At 73.0% G+C, this 23,179-nt stretch carries 24 protein-coding genes and 1 tRNA gene; 7 read left to right on the top strand and 18 right to left on the bottom strand.

Annotated features, from left to right (window positions below; translation table 11 throughout):
* Positions 1-123 precede the first annotated feature (123 nt).
* The 6 genes from ACFV4N_RS08510 to ACFV4N_RS08485 all read right to left on the bottom strand — a co-directional run bounded on the left by ACFV4N_RS08510 (position 124) and on the right by ACFV4N_RS08485 (position 5,470).
* Positions 124-1,050, bottom strand: a complete 927-nt coding sequence (locus ACFV4N_RS08510) for an NADP-dependent oxidoreductase (RefSeq protein WP_499671837.1) — start codon at positions 1,048-1,050, stop codon at positions 124-126.
* 174 nt (positions 1,051-1,224) lie between these two features.
* Positions 1,225-2,133, bottom strand: coding sequence for a mechanosensitive ion channel family protein (locus tag ACFV4N_RS08505; RefSeq protein WP_499671836.1), 909 nt, complete (start codon positions 2,131-2,133; stop codon positions 1,225-1,227).
* Between the two features lie 92 nt (positions 2,134-2,225).
* Positions 2,226-2,462 carry a hypothetical protein gene (locus ACFV4N_RS08500; protein WP_499671835.1) on the bottom strand — a complete coding sequence of 79 codons (237 nt, stop codon included), beginning with the start codon at positions 2,460-2,462 and terminating at the stop codon, positions 2,226-2,228.
* 20 nt (positions 2,463-2,482) lie between these two features.
* Positions 2,483-3,661, bottom strand: coding sequence for a S8 family serine peptidase (locus tag ACFV4N_RS08495; RefSeq protein WP_499671834.1), 1,179 nt, complete (start codon positions 3,659-3,661; stop codon positions 2,483-2,485).
* Between the two features lie 139 nt (positions 3,662-3,800).
* Positions 3,801-4,982 (bottom strand): cation:proton antiporter, encoded by a 1,182-nt coding sequence (locus tag ACFV4N_RS08490; protein ID WP_499671833.1) that lies wholly within the window; start codon positions 4,980-4,982, stop codon positions 3,801-3,803.
* A gap of 5 nt (positions 4,983-4,987) precedes the next feature.
* Positions 4,988-5,470 carry a cation:proton antiporter regulatory subunit gene (locus ACFV4N_RS08485; RefSeq protein WP_499671832.1) on the bottom strand — a complete coding sequence of 161 codons (483 nt, stop codon included), beginning with the start codon at positions 5,468-5,470 and terminating at the stop codon, positions 4,988-4,990.
* A gap of 19 nt (positions 5,471-5,489) precedes the next feature.
* On the opposite strand from ACFV4N_RS08485, the gene ACFV4N_RS08480 reads away from it, so the two are divergent.
* From ACFV4N_RS08480 to ACFV4N_RS08450, 7 genes are all read left to right on the top strand, one after another.
* Positions 5,490-6,596 (top strand): DUF1015 family protein, encoded by a 1,107-nt coding sequence (locus ACFV4N_RS08480; protein WP_499671831.1) that lies wholly within the window; start codon positions 5,490-5,492, stop codon positions 6,594-6,596.
* A gap of 112 nt (positions 6,597-6,708) precedes the next feature.
* Complete coding sequence (gene cmk, locus ACFV4N_RS08475) at positions 6,709-7,437, top strand: (d)CMP kinase (RefSeq protein ID WP_499671830.1); 729 nt, start codon at positions 6,709-6,711, stop codon at positions 7,435-7,437.
* Positions 7,434-8,078 (top strand): lysophospholipid acyltransferase family protein, encoded by a 645-nt coding sequence (locus tag ACFV4N_RS08470; RefSeq protein ID WP_499671829.1) that lies wholly within the window; start codon positions 7,434-7,436, stop codon positions 8,076-8,078. The genes cmk and ACFV4N_RS08470 overlap by 4 nt, the downstream gene beginning before the upstream one ends.
* Positions 8,075-9,481 carry a ribosome biogenesis GTPase Der gene (gene der, locus ACFV4N_RS08465; protein ID WP_499671828.1) on the top strand — a complete coding sequence of 469 codons (1,407 nt, stop codon included), beginning with the start codon at positions 8,075-8,077 and terminating at the stop codon, positions 9,479-9,481. Before ACFV4N_RS08470 ends, der begins: the two co-directional genes overlap by 4 nt.
* A 21-nt stretch (positions 9,482-9,502) precedes the next feature.
* Positions 9,503-10,159, top strand: coding sequence for a response regulator (locus ACFV4N_RS08460; protein WP_499671827.1), 657 nt, complete (start codon positions 9,503-9,505; stop codon positions 10,157-10,159).
* The gene (locus ACFV4N_RS08455) at positions 10,153-11,268 is read left to right on the top strand and encodes a sensor histidine kinase (RefSeq protein WP_499671826.1); all 1,116 of its coding nucleotides are present in this window, start codon (positions 10,153-10,155) and stop codon (positions 11,266-11,268) included. The genes ACFV4N_RS08460 and ACFV4N_RS08455 overlap by 7 nt, the downstream gene beginning before the upstream one ends.
* 180 nt (positions 11,269-11,448) lie before the next feature.
* Positions 11,449-11,522: transfer RNA gene (locus ACFV4N_RS08450), tRNA-Pro, on the top strand.
* A 135-nt stretch (positions 11,523-11,657) separates the two neighbouring features.
* Here ACFV4N_RS08450 and ACFV4N_RS08445 read toward each other — a convergent pair.
* The 12 genes from ACFV4N_RS08445 to ACFV4N_RS08390 form a co-directional block, all read right to left on the bottom strand.
* Positions 11,658-12,869 (bottom strand): tyrosine-type recombinase/integrase, encoded by a 1,212-nt coding sequence (locus tag ACFV4N_RS08445; protein ID WP_499671825.1) that lies wholly within the window; start codon positions 12,867-12,869, stop codon positions 11,658-11,660.
* Positions 12,870-13,016: 147 nt separating this feature from the next.
* Positions 13,017-14,369, bottom strand: coding sequence for a DUF3987 domain-containing protein (locus tag ACFV4N_RS08440; RefSeq protein WP_499671824.1), 1,353 nt, complete (start codon positions 14,367-14,369; stop codon positions 13,017-13,019).
* The gene (locus ACFV4N_RS08435) at positions 14,366-15,202 is read right to left on the bottom strand and encodes a deazapurine DNA modification protein DpdA family protein (protein WP_499671823.1); all 837 of its coding nucleotides are present in this window, start codon (positions 15,200-15,202) and stop codon (positions 14,366-14,368) included. The genes ACFV4N_RS08440 and ACFV4N_RS08435 overlap by 4 nt, the downstream gene beginning before the upstream one ends.
* Positions 15,199-16,194, bottom strand: a complete 996-nt coding sequence (locus ACFV4N_RS08430) for a bifunctional DNA primase/polymerase (protein ID WP_499671822.1) — start codon at positions 16,192-16,194, stop codon at positions 15,199-15,201. Before ACFV4N_RS08430 ends, ACFV4N_RS08435 begins: the two co-directional genes overlap by 4 nt.
* Positions 16,195-16,572: 378 nt before the next feature.
* The gene (locus ACFV4N_RS08425; RefSeq protein ID WP_499671821.1) at positions 16,573-18,663 is read right to left on the bottom strand and encodes a hypothetical protein; all 2,091 of its coding nucleotides are present in this window, start codon (positions 18,661-18,663) and stop codon (positions 16,573-16,575) included.
* Positions 18,664-18,718: 55 nt separating this feature from the next.
* Entirely contained in the window at positions 18,719-19,591 is an 873-nt protein-coding gene (locus tag ACFV4N_RS08420; protein WP_499671820.1) for a hypothetical protein, read from the bottom strand.
* Between the two features lie 997 nt (positions 19,592-20,588).
* Positions 20,589-20,957, bottom strand: a complete 369-nt coding sequence (locus tag ACFV4N_RS08415; RefSeq protein ID WP_499671819.1) for a hypothetical protein — start codon at positions 20,955-20,957, stop codon at positions 20,589-20,591.
* 18 nt (positions 20,958-20,975) lie between these two features.
* Positions 20,976-21,902 (bottom strand): hypothetical protein, encoded by a 927-nt coding sequence (locus tag ACFV4N_RS08410; protein ID WP_499671818.1) that lies wholly within the window; start codon positions 21,900-21,902, stop codon positions 20,976-20,978.
* Entirely contained in the window at positions 21,899-22,234 is a 336-nt protein-coding gene (locus tag ACFV4N_RS08405; protein ID WP_499671817.1) for a hypothetical protein, read from the bottom strand. Before ACFV4N_RS08405 ends, ACFV4N_RS08410 begins: the two co-directional genes overlap by 4 nt.
* Positions 22,231-22,527: a hypothetical protein gene (locus ACFV4N_RS08400; RefSeq protein ID WP_499671816.1), complete on the bottom strand. Its 297-nt coding sequence runs from the start codon at positions 22,525-22,527 to the stop codon at positions 22,231-22,233. Before ACFV4N_RS08400 ends, ACFV4N_RS08405 begins: the two co-directional genes overlap by 4 nt.
* Positions 22,524-22,718, bottom strand: coding sequence for a hypothetical protein (locus ACFV4N_RS08395; RefSeq protein ID WP_499671815.1), 195 nt, complete (start codon positions 22,716-22,718; stop codon positions 22,524-22,526). Before ACFV4N_RS08395 ends, ACFV4N_RS08400 begins: the two co-directional genes overlap by 4 nt.
* The gene (locus ACFV4N_RS08390; protein ID WP_499671814.1) at positions 22,715-23,179 is read right to left on the bottom strand and encodes a hypothetical protein; all 465 of its coding nucleotides are present in this window, start codon (positions 23,177-23,179) and stop codon (positions 22,715-22,717) included. The genes ACFV4N_RS08395 and ACFV4N_RS08390 overlap by 4 nt, the downstream gene beginning before the upstream one ends.

Here is a 23,179-nt window from a genome sequence, read left to right as displayed (position 1 = left end):
GGTCCCACCGGGTGCGGTCCGCACCGCGCGTCGTGAGGCGCCGCGCGTCGTGAGGCACCGCGCGTCGTGAGGCACCGCGCGTCGTGAGGCACCGCGCGTCGTGAGGCACCGCGTGCCCCGAGGTCAGAGCGCCATGTCGATGACGAGCTTGCCCGACGCGTGGCCGGACTCGACGAGGGCCAGCGCCTCCCCCGCCCGCGAGAGCGGGTAGGTCGCCGTGATGTTCGGGTCCAGCCGCCCGGCGACCATCAGCGCGGCGACGCGTTCGAGGCCGCTCCGGTCGAGGCGGCGGCGGACGGGCGCGCCGCCGAGTTCGGTCACCGACGGGTCGCCGACGGAGACCAGCGCGTCCGGCTTCGCCGCCAGCGGGGCGACCTCGCGCAGGGAGTCGCCCCCGACCGCGTCGACCACGGCGTCGAAGCCGTCCGGGGCCAGCGCCCGGAGCCGGGCCGCGACGTCGCCTGCGGTGTAGTCGACGAAGCGGGCGCCGACGGCCGTCGCGCGGTCCCGCTTGGCCGCGCCGCCGGTGCCGACCACGGCCAGGCCGCGGTCCCGCGCCACCTGGGCCACGGCCATCCCGACGCCGCCGCCGATCCCGTTCACCAGCAGCGTCGCCCCGGCGGGCAGCGCGAGTTGGTCGAGCACGTCGAGCGCGGTGGTGCCGACGACGGGGATGGTCGCCGCCCAGGTGTCCGGCAGCGCGTCGGGGACGCGGGCCGTGGACTCGGCGAGCAGCAGGGTCGTCCCCGCGTACGTGCCCGCGCCGGTCAGGGCGAACCCGGTGACCCGGTCGCCGACGGCCAGGCCGGTCACCCCGTCACCCACCGCCAGGACGGTCCCGGCGGCCTCCATGCCCAGGACCTGCGGGAAGGGCAGCCGGCCGTTCAACTCGCGGACGTGCCCGGAGCGGAGCAGGTGGTCGAGCGGGTTCACCCCGGCGGCCGCGACGCGGACCAGGACCTCGGTGGGACCGGGCGACGGGTCGGGCCGGTCGAAGAACTCCTGGACGTCGGCGGGGCCGAAAGCCCGGTACCCCAGGGCTGTGCTCATCACGGGTTCCTTTCGCGTCGTCCCGGGCGTCCGACCCGGGGGCGACGCGAAGCTATGCCCTGACACCGGTGTCAGGTTCCAGTCGCTGTGACGCGGGGAACAACCGGGGCGGGACGACGACAGGGGCCCCCTGGTCGGGGACCCCTGCGGCCACTGCTCGGGACTACCGCCCGCTCACCGCGGCGGGTCCTGCGCACCGGGGCCCTGCGAGTGCTGGCCGGGCTGCTGCGCCGGCATCCCCGCCGGCGGCGTGGGCATCGACGACACGTGGGCCGCGGGCTCCGACGACACCCGCTGCGTCGCGCCCACCGGCGTCACGTGCTGGGTCGGCGCCTGCGCCCGCTGCACGTCCTCGCGCCCGCGCTGGTACGCCTCGGCGTGCGCCCTGGCCTGCGGCGCCTCCTGCTCGGCCCGGGTCAGCCAGCCATCCCAGCGCTGCTGCATGGGCCGGACCAGGCCGCCGCCGACGCCGACGACCAGGATGCCGCCCACGGTGGCGAGGATGGCGATCAGGATCGGGGTGGTGACGGTGGTGGCGACGCCGATCTGGTTCAGCGCCGCGATGACGCCGATGCCGATGATGAACCAGGAGGCGATCTTGCCGAGCATCGGCCCGTAGGACAGCCCGCCCAGGGCGCGCTCGGTGAGGTCGCGCACCGCGCGGGCCACGGCCGCGGCCACCACGATGATCACGATCGCGACGATCGCCCGGGGCAGCCAGGCCACGATGCCGGTCAGCAGGTCGCTCACCGGGTTCGAGCCGAACAGCCCGAACGCGATCTGGAGCGCGATCAGCAGGACCGCGTAGTACACGATCTGCGCGACCAGGCCGGAGGCGTCGAACTTCGAGCGCGCCAGCGCGTCGCCGACACCGCCGCGCTGGACCGCGCGGTCGAAGTGCACGCGCTCCAGCACCTTGTTCACCGCCGTGCGCAGGAGGCGGGCGACGATCCACCCGATGAGCAGCACGACCAGGAAACCGACGAGCTTGGGCAGGAAGGTCACCACCGAGCGCAGGGCGTCACCGGCGGCGTCACCGATGCCTTGAGCCTGCGCCGTCTGCACGGCGAGCAGGGCTTTCATCGTCTTCGACCTCCTCGGACGACGGATGTCTCCGGGGCGGTTACCCGGCACGACCGGGACCAACCGGATGTCAATCCGCCGAGGAGAGCAATTCACTCGCCAGGGGGAATACCGACCTCGCGGTCCACCTCCACCGAGGCGACGCCGGGCACGGCGCCCAGCGCGCCGGACGCACCGGGGCCGGGGACCGAGCCCGTGACCACGCCCAGCGACTCCATCACGTCGTCGACCTGCATCCCCGCGTCGCGCAGGGCCGAGACGACGGCCGGCAGGTCCGCCAGCCCGTCGTCGGCGACCGAGACAACCACCTTGTGCCGAGCAGTCGCCACGGTCGCCTCCGTCGGGGCCGTCAGGGAGCTTGCACCAATCCTCCACCCACATCCGTGGAAGGCAAGCCCAGACGGCGACAGGATTGCGCCAGCCTCGCCCACAGCTCCCAGCCGCGGGCGCCGTGCTTCTCGGCGATGAGCGCGGCGACGCCCGCCACGTGCGGCGTGGCCATGCTGGTGCCCTGGATGCGCTTGTACCTGCCGGCGCCCTCGTCCTTGTTCCACGACGAGTAGACGTTGACGCCCGGCCCGACCAGGTCGACCTGGCCGATGGCGTCGACCGTGCCGCAGGAGAACGGCGCGATGGCGCGGTTGGCGTCGATGGCGCCGACCGACATGATCGACGGGCAGTTGGCCGGGTGGCCGACCGGGTTGACCGCGCCCGGCCGCCTGCTCTCGTTGCCGGCCGCGGCGATGATGAGGGTGCCGCGGCTCATCGCGCGCGTGGCGGCCTGCTCGAAGATCTGCGAGTACGGCGTGCCCGGCCGCACGGCCGCGCCGAGCGACATGGAGATGACCGCGCACCCGTTGGCGACGGCCCACTCGATGCCCGCGAGGATGCCGCTGTCCGAGCCGAAGCCCGCGTTGGACAGCACCTTGCCCGCGTAGATCTCGGCCTCGTGGGCGACGCCGTAGCCGGGACCGGTGGCGGGCTTGCGCGGACCGGCCGCGCTGCCGATGCAGTGCGTGCCGTGGCCGTGCGCGTCGTCCACGGTCTCGCCCTCGATGAACGACTGGGTGACCACCGCGCGGCCCTGGAAGTCGGTGTGCGCGATGGTGAACCCGGTGTCGAGCACGGCCAGCCGGACGCCCTTGCCGGTGGCCGCGCTGATGTTGGCGCCCACCGCCTGGAGGCCCCAGGTGAACACGGTCTCGTCGACCGCGGCGGCGGTCTCCTCGGCGGTCGTGTAGGCCTGCACGACGCGCTCGGCCTCGACCACGCTGATCGGGCCGGGCGCCTCGGCGGCCCGGGAGAGCTGGGCGACCTGCTCCGGCGTCGCGTCGACCACCGCGACGCCGAGGTCCTGGAAGATCAGCCCGTCGGCGGTGGTGAGGTCCGCGGCGGTGGGCCGGTCCGCCGTGCTGGCGGCGGTGATGCCGGCGACCCGGTTCATCTCCATCGCGCCGGCCGCGACCGACCTGTCCTCGAGGAGCACCAGGTAGCGCCCCGTGGTTCCGGTGCCCGTTGGCTGTGACATGACGACCCCCTCCGGGGTTTGGCGGCTGTCAGGTGTAGCGCCGGACCCCGCCCGCGCTCAAGCGCCCGTACGGGTGTCAAGTCGCACGGCGGTGGTCCGCATGCCGTAGTGGAGCCGCGGGGGAACCGGTAAATACAGGTCAGGCCGGAGCCGAGTCCTTCTCACCCTTTCGGGTGAGATTCGCGAGGGGCTCGACCACGCGCGCCGCGACCGGGCCCAGCACCGCCATGAGCAGCACGTACGCCGTGGCCAGCGCCGCCAGCTCGCCGTCCACCGCGCCGGAGGCCACCGTGAGCGAGGCGATGACGATGGAGAACTCGCCGCGCGCCACCAGCGCCGCGCCCGCGCGGGCCCGGCCCATCCGGCCGATGCCCTGCCACCTCGCGGCCCACCAGCCGGTCGCGACCTTGGTCGCCGTGGTCACCACCGCCAGCGCCACCGCCAGCCCCAGCACCGGGGGGATCGACGCGGGGTTGGTGTTGAGGCCGAACACCACGAAGAACATCGCGGCGAACAGGTCCCGCAGCGGCTCCAGCATCCGGGTGGCGTTCTCCGCCGTGGACCCGGAGATCGCGATGCCCAGCAGGAACGCGCCGACCGCCGCCGACACCTGGAGCTGCGAGGCGACGCCCGCCACCAGCAGCGCCGCGCCCAGCACCTTCAGCAGGAACACCTCGGGGTCGGGGCTGTCGACCAGCGCCGACACGTAGCGGCCGAACTTCAGCGCGATCACCAGGACCACCGTGATCGCGGCCAGCGAGATGCCCACCGCGGTCATGCCGCCCAGGAAGCTGACGCCCGCCAGCACCGCGGTGAGGATCGGCAGGTACACCGCCATCGCCAGGTCCTCGAACACCAGCACGGACAGCACCACCGGGGTCTCCCGGTTGCCCAGCCGGCCGAGGTCGCCGAGCACCTTGGCGATGATCCCGGACGAGGAGATGTAGGTGACGCCGCCCATCGCGAGCGCGCCGACCGGGCCCCAGCCCAGCACCAGCGCGGCGATCACGCCGGGCGTCGCGTTGAGCACGATGTCGAGGACGCCCGCCATCCACGACCGCTTCAAGCCGGTCATCAGCTCGGCCGCCGAGTACTCCAGGCCGAGCAGGAGCAGGAGGAGGACCACGCCGATCTCACTGGAGAGGTGCGCGAACTCCTCGATGCCGTGCAGGGGGATCAGGCCGCCCTCGCCGAACGCGAGGCCGCCGATCAGGTAGAGCGGGATGGGTGAGATGCCGATCCGCCACGCCATCTTGCCGAGCAGGCCCAGCCCGAAGAAGACCGCGCCGAGCTGGATGAGCGCGATTGCTGTGCTGTGCAAGGTGCTCAGCCACCGCCCAGCAGCTCGCCGGCGTGGGCCAGGCCCTCCGCGGTGCCGACGACCACGACCTGGTCACCGCCCGCGAAGACGAAGTCCGGGCGCGGGGAGGGGTGCACGCCGTTCGCGCGCACCACGGCCACGATCGACGCGCCGGTGCGGGTGCGCAGCTCGGTCTCGGCCAGCGGGCTGCCGTCGAAGCGGGAGCCGGGCACGATCGGGAACTGCTGCGTGGAGATGCCCGCGACGTCGCGGTGCTGCTCCTCCAGGTGCGCGACCAGCTGCGGGCCGCCCAGCAGGCCCGCCAGGGTGGCGGCCTCGGCGGAGGTCAGCGCTATGGACGCCATGCAGTCGTCGGGGTCGTCCTTGCGGGACACGATCAGCTCGAACTTGCCGTCACGGTGGGTGATCACACCCATGCGGCGGCCGGCCCGGATCATGAAGTCCTGCCGGGTGCCGATCCCCGGAAGCGGCGTCACCTCGACGTTCACGAGACGGGAGTCTAATCGGATGGGTGTACGGGTTGGTCCGGTTCGCCGGGGTTGGGTCGTGCGGGACCGCGTGCCGGGACCGGACGTGGACGAGTTCGCCGAGCCGGAGAAGGTCGCCGCCGCGCTGGCCGGCGCCCGCGCGGGCACGCTGCTGGCCGTGCAGCACCCGCACCGCACGCCCGAGGCCCTGGCGGCCGGGCTGTCGCTGGCCGACGCGCTGCCGCGGGCGCGGGCCGACCTCGCCCGCCTGCGCGCCACCGCCTACCGGGAGGTGCGGGACGTGGTCGCGCCCTACCGGGTGGACGGCCCGGACGGCACCGCGCACGGCCTGCTGTGCGTGGTGGACCCGACCGCGGTCGGCCACACCGAGGACGTCTACCCGGAGGTGGTCGCCGAACGGGCCCGCGCGCTGTCCGGCCTGGGGTGCGCGACCAGCGCGGCGCTGCTGGTGCCGGTCGGGCCGGCCGGGTCGGAGGTGTCGCTGACCCGGCTGGTCGCGGAGGTGGGCGACGAGCCCGTCGCGTCGGTCGTGGACCCGGGCGGGCGGCGGCACCGGCTGTGGCTGGTCGGGCCGGGCGAGCGGCAGGACGCGCTGCTGGCCGCCGCGGGCGAGCACCCGCTGATGGTCGCCGACGGCAACCACCGGGTGGCGGCCGCGGCCGGGTTACCCGGGTTGCTGGCGCTGGTCACGGCCGGTCCGGACCTGCGCGTCGGCCCCATCCACCGGGCGGTGTCGGGCAGCGGGCTCACGGTCGCCGACGCGGCGGACGCCTGGCGGGCCGGCGGGCTGGCGGTGACGCCCGTGGACCGGGGCGCCCGCCCGTCGCCGGGGGTGGTCGTCGCGGTGGGCGCGGACGGCGCGGTGGCCGTGTCGCTGCCGCCCGGCGGCGTGGACCACGCGGCCGTGGAGGCGGTGCTGCTGGCCGGGGCGCTGGGGCTGGGCGGCCCGCGCGTGCGGCCGGTCACCGACGAGGTCGTGCCCGACGCGGACTTCGTCGTGCTGATCGCGCCGGTGCCGCCGGCCGACGTCCTCGCCGTGCACGCCGCCGGCGGCCGGATGCCGCGCAAGAGCACCTACTTCACGCCCAAGCCCCGCAGCGGCCTGCTGCTGGCGGAGCTGGGCTGACCCGGGTGCCGGTGTGACCGCCCGCACCAGGCACAATTGCGGGGTTGACGACAGCGGTCCGCACCGGTCCGCGTCGAGTTCGCGTTGAGTTCGCGCTGAGGAGGACGACCCGGTGGCACACGGTGAGCTGCGCGGCGTGGTGGCCCTCGACGGGCCGTCCGGCACCGGCAAGTCCTCCGTCGCGCGCCGGCTCGCGGCCACCCTGGGCGCGCGTTACCTGGACACCGGCGCGATGTACCGCGCGGCGACCCTGGCCGTGCTGCGCGCCGGCGTCGACCCGGCCGACGCCGAGCGCGTGGTCGAGGCCGTCCGGGCCGCCTCGGTCGTCCAGGGCACCAGCCCCGACCGCTCCACCACGCACCTGGACGGCGAGGACGTCGGCGCCGAGATCCGCGGCCCCGAGGTGACCCTCGCCGTGTCGCCGGTCTCGGCCGTGCCCGAGGTCCGCGAGGCCGTCGTGGGGCAGCAGCGCCGCATCATCGCCGAGGCGCTGGACGAGGTCGGCGGCATCGTCGTCGAGGGCCGCGACATCGGCACCGTCGTCGCGCCCGACGCGCCGCTCAAGGTCTACGTCACCGCCGACGCCGAGGCCCGCGCCCGTCGTCGCGCCAAGCAGGACGCCGCGTCCGGCCGCCCGGCCGACCTGGGCGCCACGCTGGCCGACGTCCAGCGCCGCGACGCCTACGACTCGTCGCGCGCGGTGTCGCCGCTGCGCCCCGCCGACGACGCGGTCGTGCTCGACACCACCGACCTGGACCTGCCGGGCGTGCTGGCCGCGCTGCTGGAGCTGGTGGACGAGCGCGGCCTGCTGGCCCAGCCGAGCGGACGGGTGCGCGGGTGACCGACCAGCTCCCCGACGGGGCGCTGCCCCGGCTGCACGACCTCGGCCGGTGGATCGCGCGCGGGCCGTTCCGCACGCCGTTCCGGGTGCGCGTGCGCGGCGCGGAACGGGTGCCGCGGACCGGGCCGCTGGTCGTGGTGGCCAACCACAGCTCCATGGTCGACGGGCCCATCCTGTTCGGCGTGGTGCCCCGCCGCGTGGTGTTCCTGATCAAGCAGGAGATGTTCAAGGGCGTGGCCGGCACGCTGCTGCGGTGGATCGGCCAGCTGCCGGTGCGCCGCGGCGAACCCGACCGGGCGCCGCTGCTGGCGGCGCAGGGCGTGCTGCGGGACGGTGGTGCGGTGGGCGTGTTCCCCGAGGGCACGCGCGGCGCCGGCGACGTGGCCGAGGCCCAGCGCGGCGCGGCCTGGCTCGCCCGCTCGACCGGCGCGGTCGTCGTGCCGATCGCGTGCCGGGGCACCCTGCGCCCACCCGGGACCCGCAGGCGGTTCCGACCCGTGGTGGACGTGCTCGTGGGCGAGCCGTTCGAGCTGCCCGCCGACAAGGGTCGGCAGGCGCTCGTGAAGGCCACCGAGCAGGTCCGCGACCGCTTGGCCACCCTGGTGGCCGAGCTCGACAGCCTCAGAGGAGAAGCACGATGACGGACTTGGACGGCACCTGGGCGGACGAGTCCGAGTGGACCGCGTTCGACGACGAGAACGGCGAGGAGGGCGCGGAGGCGACGCCGCAGCCCGTGCTGGCGGTGGTCGGCCGGCCGAACGTCGGCAAGTCCACCCTGGTCAACCGCATCATCGGCCGCCGCGAGGCGGTCGTGCAGGACGTGCCGGGCGTGACCCGCGACCGGGTCGCCTACGACGCGCTGTGGAACGGCCGCAAGTTCACCGTGGTCGACACCGGCGGCTGGGAGCCCGACGCCACCGGCATGATGGCCTCGGTCGCGGCGCAGGCCGAACTGGCCATGTCCACCGCCGACGCGATCCTGTTCGTGGTCGACGCGACGGTCGGCGCGACCACCACCGACGAGGCCGCGGTGAAGCTGCTGCGCCGCTCCAAGCGGCCCGTGCTGCTGGTCGCGAACAAGGTCGACGACGAGCGCGTCATGGCCGACGTGGCCTCGCTGTGGTCGCTGGGGCTCGGCGAGCCCATCCCGGTGTCCGGCCTGCACGGCCGCGGCTCCGGCGACATGCTCGACAAGATCCTGGCGGCGCTGCCCGAGACGCCCCGCGAGACGTTCGAGGCCCAGCGCGGCGGCCCCCGCCGGGTGGCGCTGGTCGGCCGGCCCAACGTCGGCAAGTCGTCCCTGCTCAACCGCCTCACCGGCGAGAACAGGTCGGTCGTCGACGCCACCGCGGGCACCACCGTGGACCCGGTCGACTCCCTGGTCGAGCTGGACGACGAGCTGTGGCGGTTCGTCGACACCGCCGGCCTGCGCAAGCGGGTGAACTTCGCCTCCGGCGCCGAGTACTACGCGTCGCTGCGCACCAAGGCCGCGATCGAGTCCGCCGAGGTGGCGATCGTGCTGCTGGACGCCGCCGAACCGCTCAGCGAGCAGGACCTGCGGGTGCTGACCATGGTGGTCGAGTCGGGCCGCGCGTGCGTGCTGGCGTTCAACAAGTGGGACCTCGTGGACGAGGACCGGCGCCACGCCATGGTGCGCGAGCTGGAGCGGGGCCTGGTCCGGGTGCCGTGGGCGGAGCGCGTGAACATCTCGGCCCTGACCGGCCGCGCCGTGCAGAAGCTCGCGCCGGCCCTGCGCACGGCGCTGGACTCGTGGGACACCCGCGTGCCCACCGGCCGGTTGAACTCCTGGCTGAACGACCTCATCGCCGCCACCCCGCCGCCGGTGCGCAGCGGCAAGCAGCCCAAGGTCCTGTTCGCCACCCAGGCGGCGACCCGCCCGCCGACGTTCGTGCTGTTCACGACCGGTTTCCTGGAGGCCGGGTACCGGCGGTTCATCGAGCGGAAGCTGCGCGAGGAGTTCGGCTTCCGGGGCAGCCCCGTCCGCATCTCGGTGCGCGTGAGGGAGAAGCGCGCCAAGAAGTGATCGGTTGCCCCGGCAGGCCGAATGCGGTTGCCTGGCGAAGTGCCGGTGCGACTGGTCCTCGCCGACGACGAAGCGCTGCTCCGCCGGGGCCTGAAGGTGCTGCTCGAAGCGGACGGCCGCGTCGAGGTGGTGGCGGAGGCCGCGGACGGCGCGGAGCTGCTGGACGCCGTCCGGCGGCACCGCCCCGACGTGGCGCTGGTCGACGTGCAGATGCCGGGCGTGGACGGCCTCGCGGCGCTGCGCGAGCTGCTGACGTGGCCCGACCCGCCCGCGCTGGCCGTGCTCACCACGTTCGACCTGGACGACTACGTGGCCGCGGCGCTGGAGCTGGGCGCCCACGGCTTCCTGCTCAAGGACGCCGAACCCGACGCGCTGGTGCGCGCGGTGCTGGACCTGGCCGCCGGGGGAGCGGTGCTCGACCCGAGGATCACCGCCCGCCTGCTGCCGAGGCTGCGGGTGGCGAAACCGCGCGCGAACCCCCACCTCGACGGGTTGAGCGCCCGTGAGCGCCAGGTCCTGGCGCTGTTGGCCAACGGGCAGCCCAACAGCGCCATAGCGGCCGAGCTGAAGCTCAGCGAGGCCACCGTGAAGAGCTACGTCTCGACGGTCCTGACCAAGCTGGGCGTGGAGAACCGCGTCCAGGCCGCGCTGGTCGCGCACCAGGTGAACGCATGGTGATCCTCCTGGAGCTGCTCGCCGTGCTCGTGCCCGGGGCCATGGTCCTGATGGCCGGCACGGTGCCGTTCACCTGGTCGATCCCGGCCGCGCTGCTGGCGTGCCTGGCGCTGCCCCTGAGACGCCTGAACCCGTCCCTGGCCGCCCTGCCCTGCCTCCCGGCCCTGGTGGGAGGGCTGGGCTGGCCACCGACCGTCGTGGCGATGTACCGGGTGGGGCGCAAGACCAGCCCGCCGGTCATGATCGCCTGGGTGGCCGCCGCGACCGCCGTCCCCGCCACGTTCGTGGTGGTCCACGAATCCCTGGCCCCCAACCAGGCGCTCCTCACCTACGCCTTCGCCCTGTTCATGGCAGGCGCCCCCACCGCGCTCGGAGCGCTGATCACCACCCGCAGGCACCTGACGGCCAGCCTCGCCGAGGCGTCCAGGGCCAGGACCGCCGAGGTGGAAGCGAGGGAGGAAGGGGCCAGGGCCTCGGAACGAGCCCGGATAGCCAGGGAGATCCACGACGCGGTGGGCCACCACGCCACCCTGATCGCCGTGGAGTCGGCCGCGCTGGCCGCCACCACGGAGGACCCGGAGACCCGCGAAACGGCCCTGCGCCTGCGCGCCCTGGCCAAGGAGTCGCTGACCGAGATGAGAGCGGCCCTGGGCCTCCTCAACACCGAACCCACCCCGGGCTACGACGGGATACCCCACCTGGTCGACCGAGCCAGGGCGGCAGGCCTCACGGTGACCTACGAGGACCGGACGACCGGAGCCCCACCACCATCCACCGGCCGAGCGGCCTACCGGGTGGTCCAAGAGGCGCTGACCAACGTCACCAAACACGCCCCAGGAGCCCTCACCCGGGTAACCCTCACCCAACACGACAAGCGCCTGACCATCACCATCACCAACGGCCGCCCCACAGCACCCCCGTCACCGACCCACAGCGGCGGCCACGGCCTCCACGGCCTGCGCGAACGCGTCACCCTGGCCGGCGGAACCCTCACCACCACCCGCACGGAGGACAGCTTCGAACTGGCAGCCACCCTCCCCACCACTCCGTCGAAAGTTGACGGAAACGACTCGACTTTTGGCGGTAGTGCACAAACGAGGGCCAACGCATAGTGGGTGGACGTCGACTCCCGGGGGAGCGGCTGGATCGAGGGGAGCACGGAGGCCCGCCACGCGCGGGCCTCCGTCATAACCGCAGCTAGACGCCTTACGCGACCGGAGTCGGGGGGTCGTGTCAGGTGCCCGTTGGGGGTGCGCTAAGCTATGCGCGCACCCCACAACGGGGGGTGTGGCCGGGACGTGGCGCAGTTTGGTAGCGCACTTGACTGGGGGTCAAGGGGTCGCAGGTTCAAATCCTGTCGTCCCGACGGTCGAAAGAAGCCCCGCTGACTTGACTTAGAACCAGGTCAGCGGGGCTTTTTCGTGTTCAGTGTGGATCTTGCCGAAGATCGCTCCAGGGCGGTCCTGTGGACCATTTGTGGACCGGGGGCCGTAAGACGCGGTTAGACGGCGCGCAGTCGTGGTGTCCCGGTGGGTCGTTGGAGGTGCTGGGAGAGCAGCGCGCCCGCGTCGGTGACTGAGCGGCGGTCGGGGTGCAGGTAGCGCTGGGTGGTGGTCAGCGAGCCGTGTCCGGCGATGCGCTGGAGGTGGTGGACCGGGACACCGGCGTCGGCCATCCAGGTCAGGCCGGTGTGGCGCAGGTCGTGGCGGCGAAGGTGTTCGTAGCCGAGTTGGTTGACGACCTCGTCCCAGTGGGTGGCGTCGCGCAGCACGGCGGTGGTGATCCGACCGCCGCGCGGCCCGGTGAACAGCCGGGCGTCGCCGGTCCCGTCGGTCTGGCTGATCCGGCGTTGCACCAGTTCGCGGATCTCTTCGATGATTGGGACCTTGCGGGCGCGCTTGCCCTTGGTGCCCTTGTCGATCAGGCCACCGGGTCCGTTGGTGGTCTGGCGGCGGATGTTCCAGGTCCACTCGGTGGTGTCGACGTCCTTCACGCGGCACCCGGACACCTCGCCGATCCGGGCCGCGGTGCAGGCGGCGAACAACACCACGTCGCGCCACCCCTGGTAGTTGTTGGACGAGCGGGCCACCAGCGCATCGGCCAGGCGGGTCAGCGTGGCCCAGTCCGGCAGCGCGAGAGAGCGCGGGTCGTCCAGCTCGTCCTCGGCGAGGGTGTACTCCCGCTGCCAACCGCTGATCCGCGCCGGGTTGCGGTCGACCAGTCCGTCCCGCAACGCCTGCTCCATGACGCGGACCAGGACGGCGATGCTGTTCTTCACCACCGAACGTCCGCACTCGTCGGCGATCCACCCGTGCACGGCGCGGTCCACCACGCCGTAGGTGATCGCCTGGACCGCGATGTGCCCGATGGTCGGCACGACACGCTTGCGCCAACCTGCCAGGTAGGGGTCCCTGGTCTTGGCCTCCAGCCCTCGCAGCGCCAACTCCATGTTGGCGTTGCCGTAGTCGGTGAGCGTGGTAGCCCCGGCGTCGGGGTCCGTGCCGCCGGCCACGTAGCGCTTCATGGCGTCGATCCAGGCTTGCGCCTGGTCCTCCGTCTCGCACGACTCCGACAGCGAGGGACGCTTGCCGGTCGCCGGGTCGGCCCACCGGATGCGGGCGCGCCATGGCGTCGGGCGGTTGGGCAGGAACTCGATGTCGTCCGACAGCTTCACCCCGAGAGGTGGGCGGCGCTTGCGGCGTTTCGTGCTCATGGTGTCCGTTCGGTCGGGCGCGGTTGACGCGGTTACGCGGTTCGGTGTTGAGCTGGGCTTTTCGATCGGGGCAATCCGCGTAGGTACGCGGTTCGCTCGCGGAAGGTTGGCCGTTCGTGCTGGTCAGCGGGTTTCCGCGTTACCGCGTCAACCGCGTGGCGGTGTCGTGGTGGCGTAGACCTCGGTGGGCCTGCCGCCCTTGCCGCCGGCTGCCGGGCGGGTGGTCCGGGTGACCTGCCCGGCGTCGATGAGCTGTCCGAGCAAGGCGGTGACCTCGTTGGCGTTCTTGTTGCGCTTGAAGAAGTCCGAGCGGACCTCTTCGCGTGTGCGGCCGGTGGTGCCGGCCTCGCTGATCCAGGCCGCGAGGCGGGTCAGGGTCGGGTCGGCGGTGAAGATCGAGCGGGCGGACGCGATCGAGTAGCGGACCAGGGCGGCAGCCGCGGTGAGGTGGTGGGCGTCGATGAGGTCGGTTCCGTCCAGCGCGGCGTGGACACCGGCGATGCGCAGGCAGTTCGGAGCGGTGCGCGAGAGGAACTGCTCGACCGGGCCGCCGTCGCCGTGGTCGATGCCGAACTCGACGTAGAGGCTGCGCCACAGCTGCGCACCGCGTTCGGTGAAGCTGAGCGCGCCGATCTGCGCCCCGTCGCGCAACCGTTCGGCGAACCCGCGCCCGAGGTCGGCGACCAGGGCGGGTGCGGCGCCAGTGGCCAGCGGCAGGAACTTGGAGCGGGCGACCGCGATGGGCAGGAAACGGTTGTAGGTGCCGCCGGCGAGGTCGGAGCTGGACACCTTGGCGCGGAACTCGTCGGGAGTGATGTGGGCCAGCAGGCCGACGTGCGAACTGGGTGCGATGCGGGCGGTGACGTTGAGGGTGGACAGGTCCCCGCCCTCCCACGCTTGGCGCAGGGTGGCGGACAGGGCGTTGCCCTCGCGCTTCATGCGGGACATGACGCCCGCCCACTCGGGTTCGAACACCAGCAGCCGCAGGTCGCCGGGCGGCAGCAGACCGGCACCGGTCGGCTTCCGGCCACGTCCGGTGCCCGCGGCTTCCTCGTCGGGGTCGTTGTCGGCGAACACCGCCGCCAGGCCCTCACCGGAGGTCAGACCGGAGCGGACGTTGGTGCTGGTGAAGTTCGGATCGGTCGTGGCCAGCAGTCGCTTGGGCGTGGACCAGGACGCGCCTTTGCGCCCGCCACCGGTGCGGCCGACGATCAGCGGCCACACCAGCAGCGGGTGCGGGTCGTCACCGGCGCGGATGTGCGGTCGCTGGCCCATGTGCACACCGGCGGCGCAGATGAGCGAGGCGAGGATGCCCACCGGGTCGCCCTCGGTCGAGTCGGCGAGCTGCTTGACGACCTCACCGAGGTAGCACTCGTAGATATCTGGGTCGAGCGGCGGCAACTCCGCGCGGGCACGGGCGACCTCGGCGTGAGCACGTGCCTCGGCCGCGTCCACCTCGGGATCTGGAACGGCGCGCAGCGGCCGAACGGGGATGGTCATGCTGCTTCTCCGGAATCGAACAGCCGCAGCTGCGCGGGGGCCTTGCCGCTGTTCTCGGTGAGCAGGCGGGCGCGCCATTGAAGGGCGTAAGGCAGGCAGTTCGCGCAGTTCTTGCCGCCGCGCGGGTGGACGGTGCCGCAGACCACCCGCTTCTTGCGGCGGGCGTCTTCGGACCAGGCCATAGAGTCGGCGGAGTCCAACAGGTCACCGAACAGCGCCAGTCCCTTGGTCTTGACTCCGAAGCCGTGCAGCCGGTGCAAACCGCGTTCGCGTAGCGCTTGGACGATGACGTGCGCTTCCCTCATCCCTTGCCGACGGCACACGCTCCCCAAGCCCACGAGGGGTTCTTTGGTGAGGTCGATCCCGGCGCGCTCGTACATGTCCACGCAGCGCAAGTACTCAGCGACCTTGTCACCCTGGACGACCTTCAACCAGCGCAGTTCCGGAGCGAGCATCTCCAACTCGACCGCGTTGTCCACGGTTCGCTGCTGGTGTTCAACGACCGACAGTTTGGTGCCGGTGAAGAACAGCCGTCCGGCCCGGCCGCCGGAAATCACGATTGACTCGCACATCCAGTCCTGGATGGCGGCGAACTCCAAGCGCCCGATTTCGTCGCGGTAGCGCCGGACCCGCGCCACGTACTCGCGTGGTGGCACGGTCCACTGCCCGTACTTCTGCAACTGGGTGAACCCTCCGGAGTCCAGCGCCCAAGGCGCAGCTGCGCGGGGCAGCGTCTTGTACGGCCGCAGCCGGGTGTCCGAGACGAACAGTGGCACTCCTGCCGTGGCCAGTGCGCCGGGCTGGTGGAAACCCAGCAGGAACCGTGCCCTCATGCCGCACCTCGTTGCTTCGGCGCAGCCCTGGGCTTGTCGTGACCGGCCTGCAAGCCGCGGGCGATGACGCGGCGGACTTCGCGATCGGTGCATCCGCACTCGCCGCTGATCATGTGGGCGGCGGCTGCGTAGAGGGAGTCTTCGGCTCTAGACGGGGGGAGCAGGCCCCCGGCGACGAGTTGCCCGAGGGCAACGGCGGCGGTGTAGAGCACGATGTTGTGGGCGTTGGGCGTGGCCCTGGCGACCCGGTCAGCCTCGCCTCGCAATGCGGCAGCCATATAGCCGGGCAGCCGGTCCACGGCGATCTGAGCGGGCGCTGTAGTGGCCGTAGGCGGGCGAATGGCGAGGCGCTGGACCAACCAGGTGGGCAGATCGGCCACGGGCAGGTCTTCCACCAGTCGGTAGGGGCCGTCCGGGGTGGTCGAGCCGGGGGCGACGGTGTAGCCGCCGACGGCGCGGGTGTCGATCTTCCAGCCCAGGGCGCGCCCGCGGTTGCCCTGGGTGTTGCCCAGGCGAACACCAGCTGGTGCGCGGAAGTAGAGGTGTCGGCCCCCGCTGGGGGTGTCCACGGTCAGCGTCTCCAGCGGCAGGGGCTGGCCGGCTTCCTCGCAGACCACGGCCAGCATGTCCAGCCCGTCCCGGACCCCCTCTCGTCTAGAGCCGTTCTGGGGCCGGTCGTCGGGGAAGTCGGGCGTGTCCAGGTCGATGACCACCAGCCCGCTTGGTCCGGTGGCCACGCCGACGTTGCAGCCGCTGTAGCGCCGGCTCTCCCAGTACCAGCGGACTTCGCGCGGGTCGTTGGTGGCGCGCTGCTCCCACCCCTGGTGGGTGGTGGCGCAGATGCCGGTGCGGGGGCAGTGGTCTTCGCCGTGGAAGGCGGGTGGCTTCTTGGAGTGCGGGCGCAGGGGGAAGACGTGCCAGCCGCGCGCTACGGCGTCCAGGGCGACGGCGAGCATCGCGTCGCGGTGCCGGTCGGTGGACTGGCCGGTCATGGGTGACCTCCGGTGGTGCTGGGTGTTCCGGGGCTGCGAGGTGTGGTCTGCACTCGCAGCCCCGGAACCGCTTTGGTGACGGTGAGTAGTGGTGAATGGGTGTGCGAGGTCGGGCCGTGCGGTCATGACCTGGTGGTGTCGACGGGGTGGGTGTGCAGGTGTGCCGGTGTCCGGGCCGCACCCGGTGGCGTCGGTTGTCGGCGCTGGTGGCGGGGGTGGGGGCTGCACACCTGCACAGCTGCACAGCTGCACAGCTGGGATGTGTTGCGCCGTATCGGCGCTGGTCAACGGTGGTGCGTCAAAGGTGTGCAGGTGGGTGTGCCGGGGCTGTGCAGGTGTGCAGGTCGGCACACCCCCGGCACACCCTGGGTGTGCCGGTCAGCCAGTGGTGGCCGGTGCCCACGCGGCGACTTCGGCGGGCACCGCGACCTCGCCGCGCCGGATACGCTCCGCAGCCGCTTCGAGGTCGGCACGGGCGTAGCCGCGGTTGCGGTCGGGGCCGACGTAGAAGGCGTTGGGCAGGGCCTGCACACCGATCTGGGGCAGCAGCTTGCCCAGCACGGTCGGGGTGGTGCCGATCTCGGCGGCGAGCACGGCGGTGTGCAACCGGTCGTGGTCGCCGCGCGCGAACACCTCCAGCAGCCCGGCCAGGAGCGGCGGCGGCTGCACCGCCACGGCCGTGCCGACGCCGGGGACGTCGATGGCCGGCCAGGTGGCGGGGTCGAGCGGGTTGAACCCGTCCGCCGCCGGCTGCCCGCCGGTGGTGAACACCGCCGCGCCGGCCTCCAGCTGCGCGAGGTCGAACGGCCCGCTGGTCGACAGTTCGGGGTCGGTGTCGGGGGCGGTGTCCTCCTGGGTGGTGTGGTTGGCGGTCGTCTGGTCGGCGACCAGGTGCGCGGCGCGGTCCCAGCGGGTGGCGTAGTCCTCGCCGGCCAAGCGCGTGCTGACCGGGTCGAGCGCGGGGCGCAGACCCGAGACGACGCGGGCGCCGGTGGCCAGGGCGGTGCCGACGAGCCGGTAGCCCTTGAAGCCCTTGGGCTGCCCGCTGGTGTCCTGCAAGTACAGGCCGCAGCCCTCATAGGGCATGTCCTGCGGATCGGCCTTGCAGTTCCAGCCGAACAGGTAGTTCAGCTCCTCCGCGTCCGACACGCGCATGGAGACCCGGGCACGGGCCTGCTTGCGCACGGCGGTCGAGCCGATCACGTCGGTAGTGGCGGACAGGCCGCAGAACACCAGGTTGACCCCCATGGCGCGGGCGATGCGCTGGATCTCCTCCAGGTCGGCGCGCAGCTTCGGGTACTTGGTGCCGTCGCCCATGATCTCGGCGCACTCGTCCACCACGATGGTGATCTGCGGGATCTCCGGGGACACGGGCAGCTTGTCGGTGCCTGCCTGCTCGCACAGCTGCTGGTACTCGACCTTGCGGCCCTTGGCGATGCGCAGCGCGGCCTCGGTCATCTTCTTGGCCTCCTTGGCCGTGGAAGCCACCCAGTCCACCGCCGGGGCGGGCACCTGGTCGGTGTCGTCGGTCAGCCACGGCCGTACCCAGGGCAGGGCCATGCCGCCGCCGTTGAGGTCGATGTGCCACACCAGGTTGTCTACGCACCGCACGAGCCCGGCGTTGAGCACCTGCAACTCGTTGGTCTTGCCGCCGCCCTTCTGCCCGGTCAGCAGCACGGTGTCGCTGCGCAGCTCCAACGACGCCACGGAGGCGTCGCGGTGCTCGCCGATCGGGATCGGGTTGAGGATCGACAGCGGCGACCAGTCCTCGGGGTAGGGGATGACCTCCTCCCACGCGTCACGGGTGGCCACCCGGAGCAGGGCGGCACGGCGCGAGGCCCCGGGCATGGCCTCCACGGTGCAGCCGTTGGGCAAATCCGCGTCGGCTGCCAGCTGCGCCTGGTGCTTGGCCAGGTCCTTCCACGAGCAGCCACCCGGCGGCAGGTTGATGTCCAGGGTGTAGCCGGTGCCCTGCTCCCACTTGGCCACGCCCATGATCTGCACGTCCTTGATGCCGCACACCCGCTCGATGCGCACCTCCCACTCACCGGCGGTGCGGGCGCGCTGACGGGCGAACACCACCTCGCGCTTGACCTCCTCCCGCTTGACGACGGTGGCGCGCAACAGGGTCGCGGTCACCCCGCCGGTGACCCCGAGCACCGCGAGCGACGAGATCGACCCCACCGACCAGGGCGAGGTCTCCAGCGCCCACACCATCCACCCGCCGCCGGCGGCCCACCCGGCGGCCCGGGCCAGCACGCCGGCGCGGGTGGTGCCGCGACCGGCGGCGGCCACCGCGTGGGCGACCGCGCCGACCGCAGCGGCGCCCAGTGCCCACTCCGGCGGCACCTCCAGCAGGGAACCGACCATGCTGGTGGCCAGTACCCCGCCGGTGGTGTTGACCGTGCCGGTGACGACGTTGTGCTTGCCGGTCCAGTCCAGACCGCCCCGCGTGGTCCTGACGTTCATGGTCGGTTCCCTCCTGGTTTGTCGTTGCGCCGCAACGGTTAGTGGGTCGTGCGAATCAGCGGGCAACGTTCCACAGGTGCTCACCCGGGCGCGGGGCCTGGTGGCGGGACAGGTCGATGGAATGAGCCCGGGAGAACAGGGCCGGCACCTCGTTCGCGGCCGACGCCGCGACACCCAGTGCCTGGTAGACCTCGGCGAGCTTCTCCATCACCACCGGGTGCACCGGGAACTCGGCGCTGCCCTTCTTGACGAACGTGGACAGCGCCAGCGCCAGGTGCCCGATCGCCTCGGGCCACTGCTGGAGGTCCCCGCCGAAGAAGGCCATGGACTCCGGCGTGTAGCGGGCGGCGCGGGCGGCCTGCTCGGCAGCCAGGTCGGACAGGTGGAAACGGGACATGCCGATACCTCCGGTAGTGGTGGGGGTGAGCGACCCCAGCGGGGTCGAGGTGGTGCTGCCAGTCGCGCCGATGGGGACGGGACTGGCGTCGATGGCCGCTCGCCATGCGGGCAGCCGGACGACAACGGGCTTGGGGACGGGCACGGGAATCGGAACCACCAGCACGACCGGGCCGGCGGTGCGCACCTGGTCGGCCACGACGTAGCCGCGGTAAGGGTCGGCGGTACCGAGCGCCAAGCGCTGCTGCGCCTGCCAATGCCGGTCCCACGCGGTGTAGCCGGTGGCCGCGACCCACGCACCGGCAGCCCAGCCGACGGCCCGCACCGCACGCACCGGCGCGAGCGCCGACCGCCGCCCGGCGACCCTGGCCGGGCCGTAGACGATCCGGTAGGTCGCCGCTCCCGCAGCCCTCGGGGTCGGCGCGTCGGTGATGACCTCGCGCACCATTCGGCGGTGGTGGCGACGTGCCCGCTCGGCCTCCCAGTACGCGCGTCGGGCCGTGTCGTGCAGCGCCGCCCGGTCAGCGATCACCTGGCGCAGCACGCTGCGAGCCGCCCGCGACCAGCCCCGTACGGCGCGAGCTGCCCTGCGACCGCCGGACAGGCCGTTGCCGCCAGTCGCGGTACGTGTGCCCAGGGGGCCACGCCCACGTGCCCGAACACGTCCACCGCTGGTACCAGGACGCCGCCGGTTGCCGAAGACGCCGCTATTGGCACCACCAGTACCGCCGGTCGTGCGACGGCGACCGAGCAGCCCTCGACCGCTGGTGCCGCGACCTGCCGTGCCGCCACCGCCGGCACCGCTGCTTGCGGCACGGCCGCGCCCGAACAGCCGGCCTATCGCGCCGCGCCGCCCGCCAGCAGCCCTTTCGGTGCCTCGTGTCCCCGTGGTGGCGCGCGCGCCGGACGCAACGGTGCGCGTCACCGGCTGGGTGCCGCGCCCGGCCCGTTGAGCGTGGGCGGCAGCCGCACGGGCACCGGGAGCGGTTCGGCGGCCCGCCGCAGCGGCCCGCGCCCTGCCGATCAACCCCGACCCGCGACCCGCGCGGGCTCCGCCGCGACCGGCGGTACCCGCCGTACGGGACCCGGCTGCGCGGGACTGCGCAGCACGGGACCGGGCGGCGCGGCGGGCACGCGCCCGCCGGACACCGGCCACGGCGGCGGTCGTGCCGATCACCGCCCCGGTGGTCACCAGTCCCGGTATGCCACCGACGTTGGCGGCGGTACTGCCCACGATGGTCGCCAGTTCCGTTGCCGTCACAGCCGCGGGTACGCCGGGCACCACCAACGGCGCGGGCTTGGGCGGGGCACCGACCGCGCCGGGCGAGGCAGGTCGCCCGGGGCCGCTCGGCGGCACGGGGCCAGTACCGGCCGGCCCCGGCGGTACCGATTGGGCGGCCCTGCCAGTACCGGTACCCGCCGGGGCACCGGCCTGTACCACGTTGATCACCTGGGTATCGGTCGCCCGGGGATCGATGGTCTGCGTCATGGTCGTCACCTCCTCTCCTGTCGTGGGAACCGCTGTTCGCTCACCGGTGCGCGGCGTGGCGGGCGCGGATGCGGGCGGACTGCTGGATGTGGCCGGTGTCGCGGGCCAGGTGCACCCAGCCGCGGGCGGTCGCCACGGCCTCCTCGGCCCGGTGGGTGAAGAGGGTGTCCTCGCAGTAGCTGGACGCCCACGCCAGCCGCTCGGCGGCGGGGGCGAGGTCGGCGGGGGCGTCGGTGTCGTCGTACTCGTGGGCCAGCGTCGCCATGCGCCGGTAGAGGTCGGCGATCTCGCGGTAGACCTTCGCGTGGCTGCCCGAGTGGGAGCAGTCGTTCGCCCTGGTCAAAGCGGCACGGGCAGCCGTGAGCCACTGCATGGGCAGGTCGGCCTCGTGGTGGTCGTCGGTGTGCACGGTGGTTCTCCTCTCGGATCAGGCGGCGGGGTGGGAGAGCAGGTGGGCCAGCACGTCCCGGCGCAGCGCCACGGCGCGGTTGCGGCCGATGCCCAGGGCCTGGATGTCGTCCACCCGGACGTGGCTGCCGTGCTGGGCGTGGTAGTCCCGCGCCGTGCGGCAGGCGCGCTCCCACAGCTCGTCGCCCCACACCACGCGCGGCATGCGGTCGGTGGTCGGGTCCGGCCAAGCCGTCGGCTGTGAACCGTCCGTGCCGTCCCTGTCGGTACCGGCCGGTGCCGCGTCGTTCTGGTCGGTACTGGTGGGCCGGTACTGCTCGGCAGCCGGTCGTGCCGTAGCGGTGTCGGCTGGTTCACCATCCGAGGTGTTCTCGGGAGTGGCGGTACCGGCGGCCAGAGCGGCGGGCTGGTCGGTACCGGACGGGTCGGTACTCGTCCGCACCGCGTCGTGGTGCCGTTCTGCGGAGTACCGCACGGGCGTCGGCTGCCGGTGCTCGACCGGTGCGGCCGACACCTCGTCGGCCGGGAGGGTCATGGACAGCGACACCAGGTGCGACAGCAGCGCGGCCAGCAGTACCGGTCCGGCACCGACCGCCACCGCCGCGCCCAACGGCAGGGCGGGCACGGTGTGCCCGTCGACCAGCACCGGCCGCCCCTGCTGGTCGAGCAGGACGCTGGTGACCGAGTGCCAGGTGCTCAACCCCAGCTCCATACCGCCGGCGAACACCAGCACCGCCCACGCCCACCGCCGCACCGGGCCGGTGCCGTCGATGACGTAGTTCAGCGCCACCAGCGTGGACACCGCGAACACCAGCGCCATGACCACGCCGAACCCGACGCCCAGCAGCGGGGCGACCGCGCTGACCTCGCCGCGTACGGTCAACGCCAGCGCGCCGATCATCACCGCGAACAGCGCGACCTTGCGCCAGTCCCGTCGCCCGATCACCGCTGCGCCTCGCCCACGACCTGGCCGGCGACCGTGACGCCATCGAACTCGTCCTCGTCCCGCCGGACGCGGCGGGCCTCACGAGCCGCGGCGCGCATCTCTGAGCGGGCCACTGCCCGCGTCGCGACCATCCGCACCACACCGCCGTGCGAGGCACGAGCCGCCCACCGCACGCACGCCAGGTAGAACAGCGCCGCCAGCACCGCGATCACGGTCCAGCCGACCGGCGCCAGCCACCACATCACCGCCACGACGGCCACCGGGAGGACCACCAGCTGCACCAGGCCCAGCGCGATCCACAGCGGGAGCGTCAACATCCGTCCGATCGTCATGACCAGTCGCCTCCGTCGTCGAAGTTGTCCTCGTCCTCCTCCACGCCCGGCGCGGTGCCCCACACGTCGATCACACCGTCGCCCTCACACACGGCGCAGTCGTCGGTGCCGTCGGAGTTCAGACCCGAGCCGCCGCAGAACTCGCAGTCCTCCGTCCGGCCCTCCGTGGCGTCGGGGTCGGTCCAGATCGAGCCGCGGGTCTTACAGGTCTCGCAGTCGATGTAGGCGTTCTCGTCCCACAACTGGCCGCTGCCACGGCAGTCCGGGCAGGGGATCAACTCGAAGTCGTTCACGAGCGGCCCTCCTCACCGACGGGGCGCAGGTCCCGGCCACCGGCGCGCAGGTGTTCCCAGGTTCGGCCCCGCTCACTGGACGGCGGGGAGCCGTCGCCCATGCGCGTGGGGTAGACCAGCCCGAACGGGACGGGCTGGTCGAACTCGTCACCGCTGCGCACGTCGACCAGGTCGCGGTGGTGCCGGCTCACGACGCCACCCCCGTGTGGCTGAGGGGCTTGGGGGCGGACATGCTGATGGCCTCCTGTCCCGTCCTCTGGACGGTGTTCGGGTGGGCCGGACCGGCGGCGGCTTCTTGGCGGGAGTAGGCCGCCGGTCCGGGCATGGTCGGCGCGGCGTCGTCGCGCACGCCGTACTGCCGGTGCTCGCACCGGGTGCACCAGGCGAATTGCCGCACGCACCGTCCGGTGTGGTCGGTCGGGTGACCGGACACATCCGGCTTGCACATGCAGTCCCACCAGGTGCCCGGCGCGTGTCCCTCGCGGACGCACGCCATCGCGGCGGCGCACTGGTGGCAGGTCAGCTTGTGCCCCGGCGTGATCTGCCACCCGGCGTTCGTCAGCCAGTGCAGCGCCGCAGACTCGTCGGCGAACACCGGCTGGGTGCCGGTCTCGTCGTCCTCGCCGTCGTGACCGCACAGATCGCAGGTCAC

Origin of the sequence: Actinosynnema sp. NPDC059797 (genome assembly GCF_042732085.1) — a bacterium.
In the GTDB taxonomy this organism is placed as follows: domain Bacteria; phylum Actinomycetota; class Actinomycetes; order Mycobacteriales; family Pseudonocardiaceae; genus Actinosynnema.
Note: the sequence above shows the minus strand (reverse complement) of the source record. Positions and strands in the feature narration are given on the sequence as shown.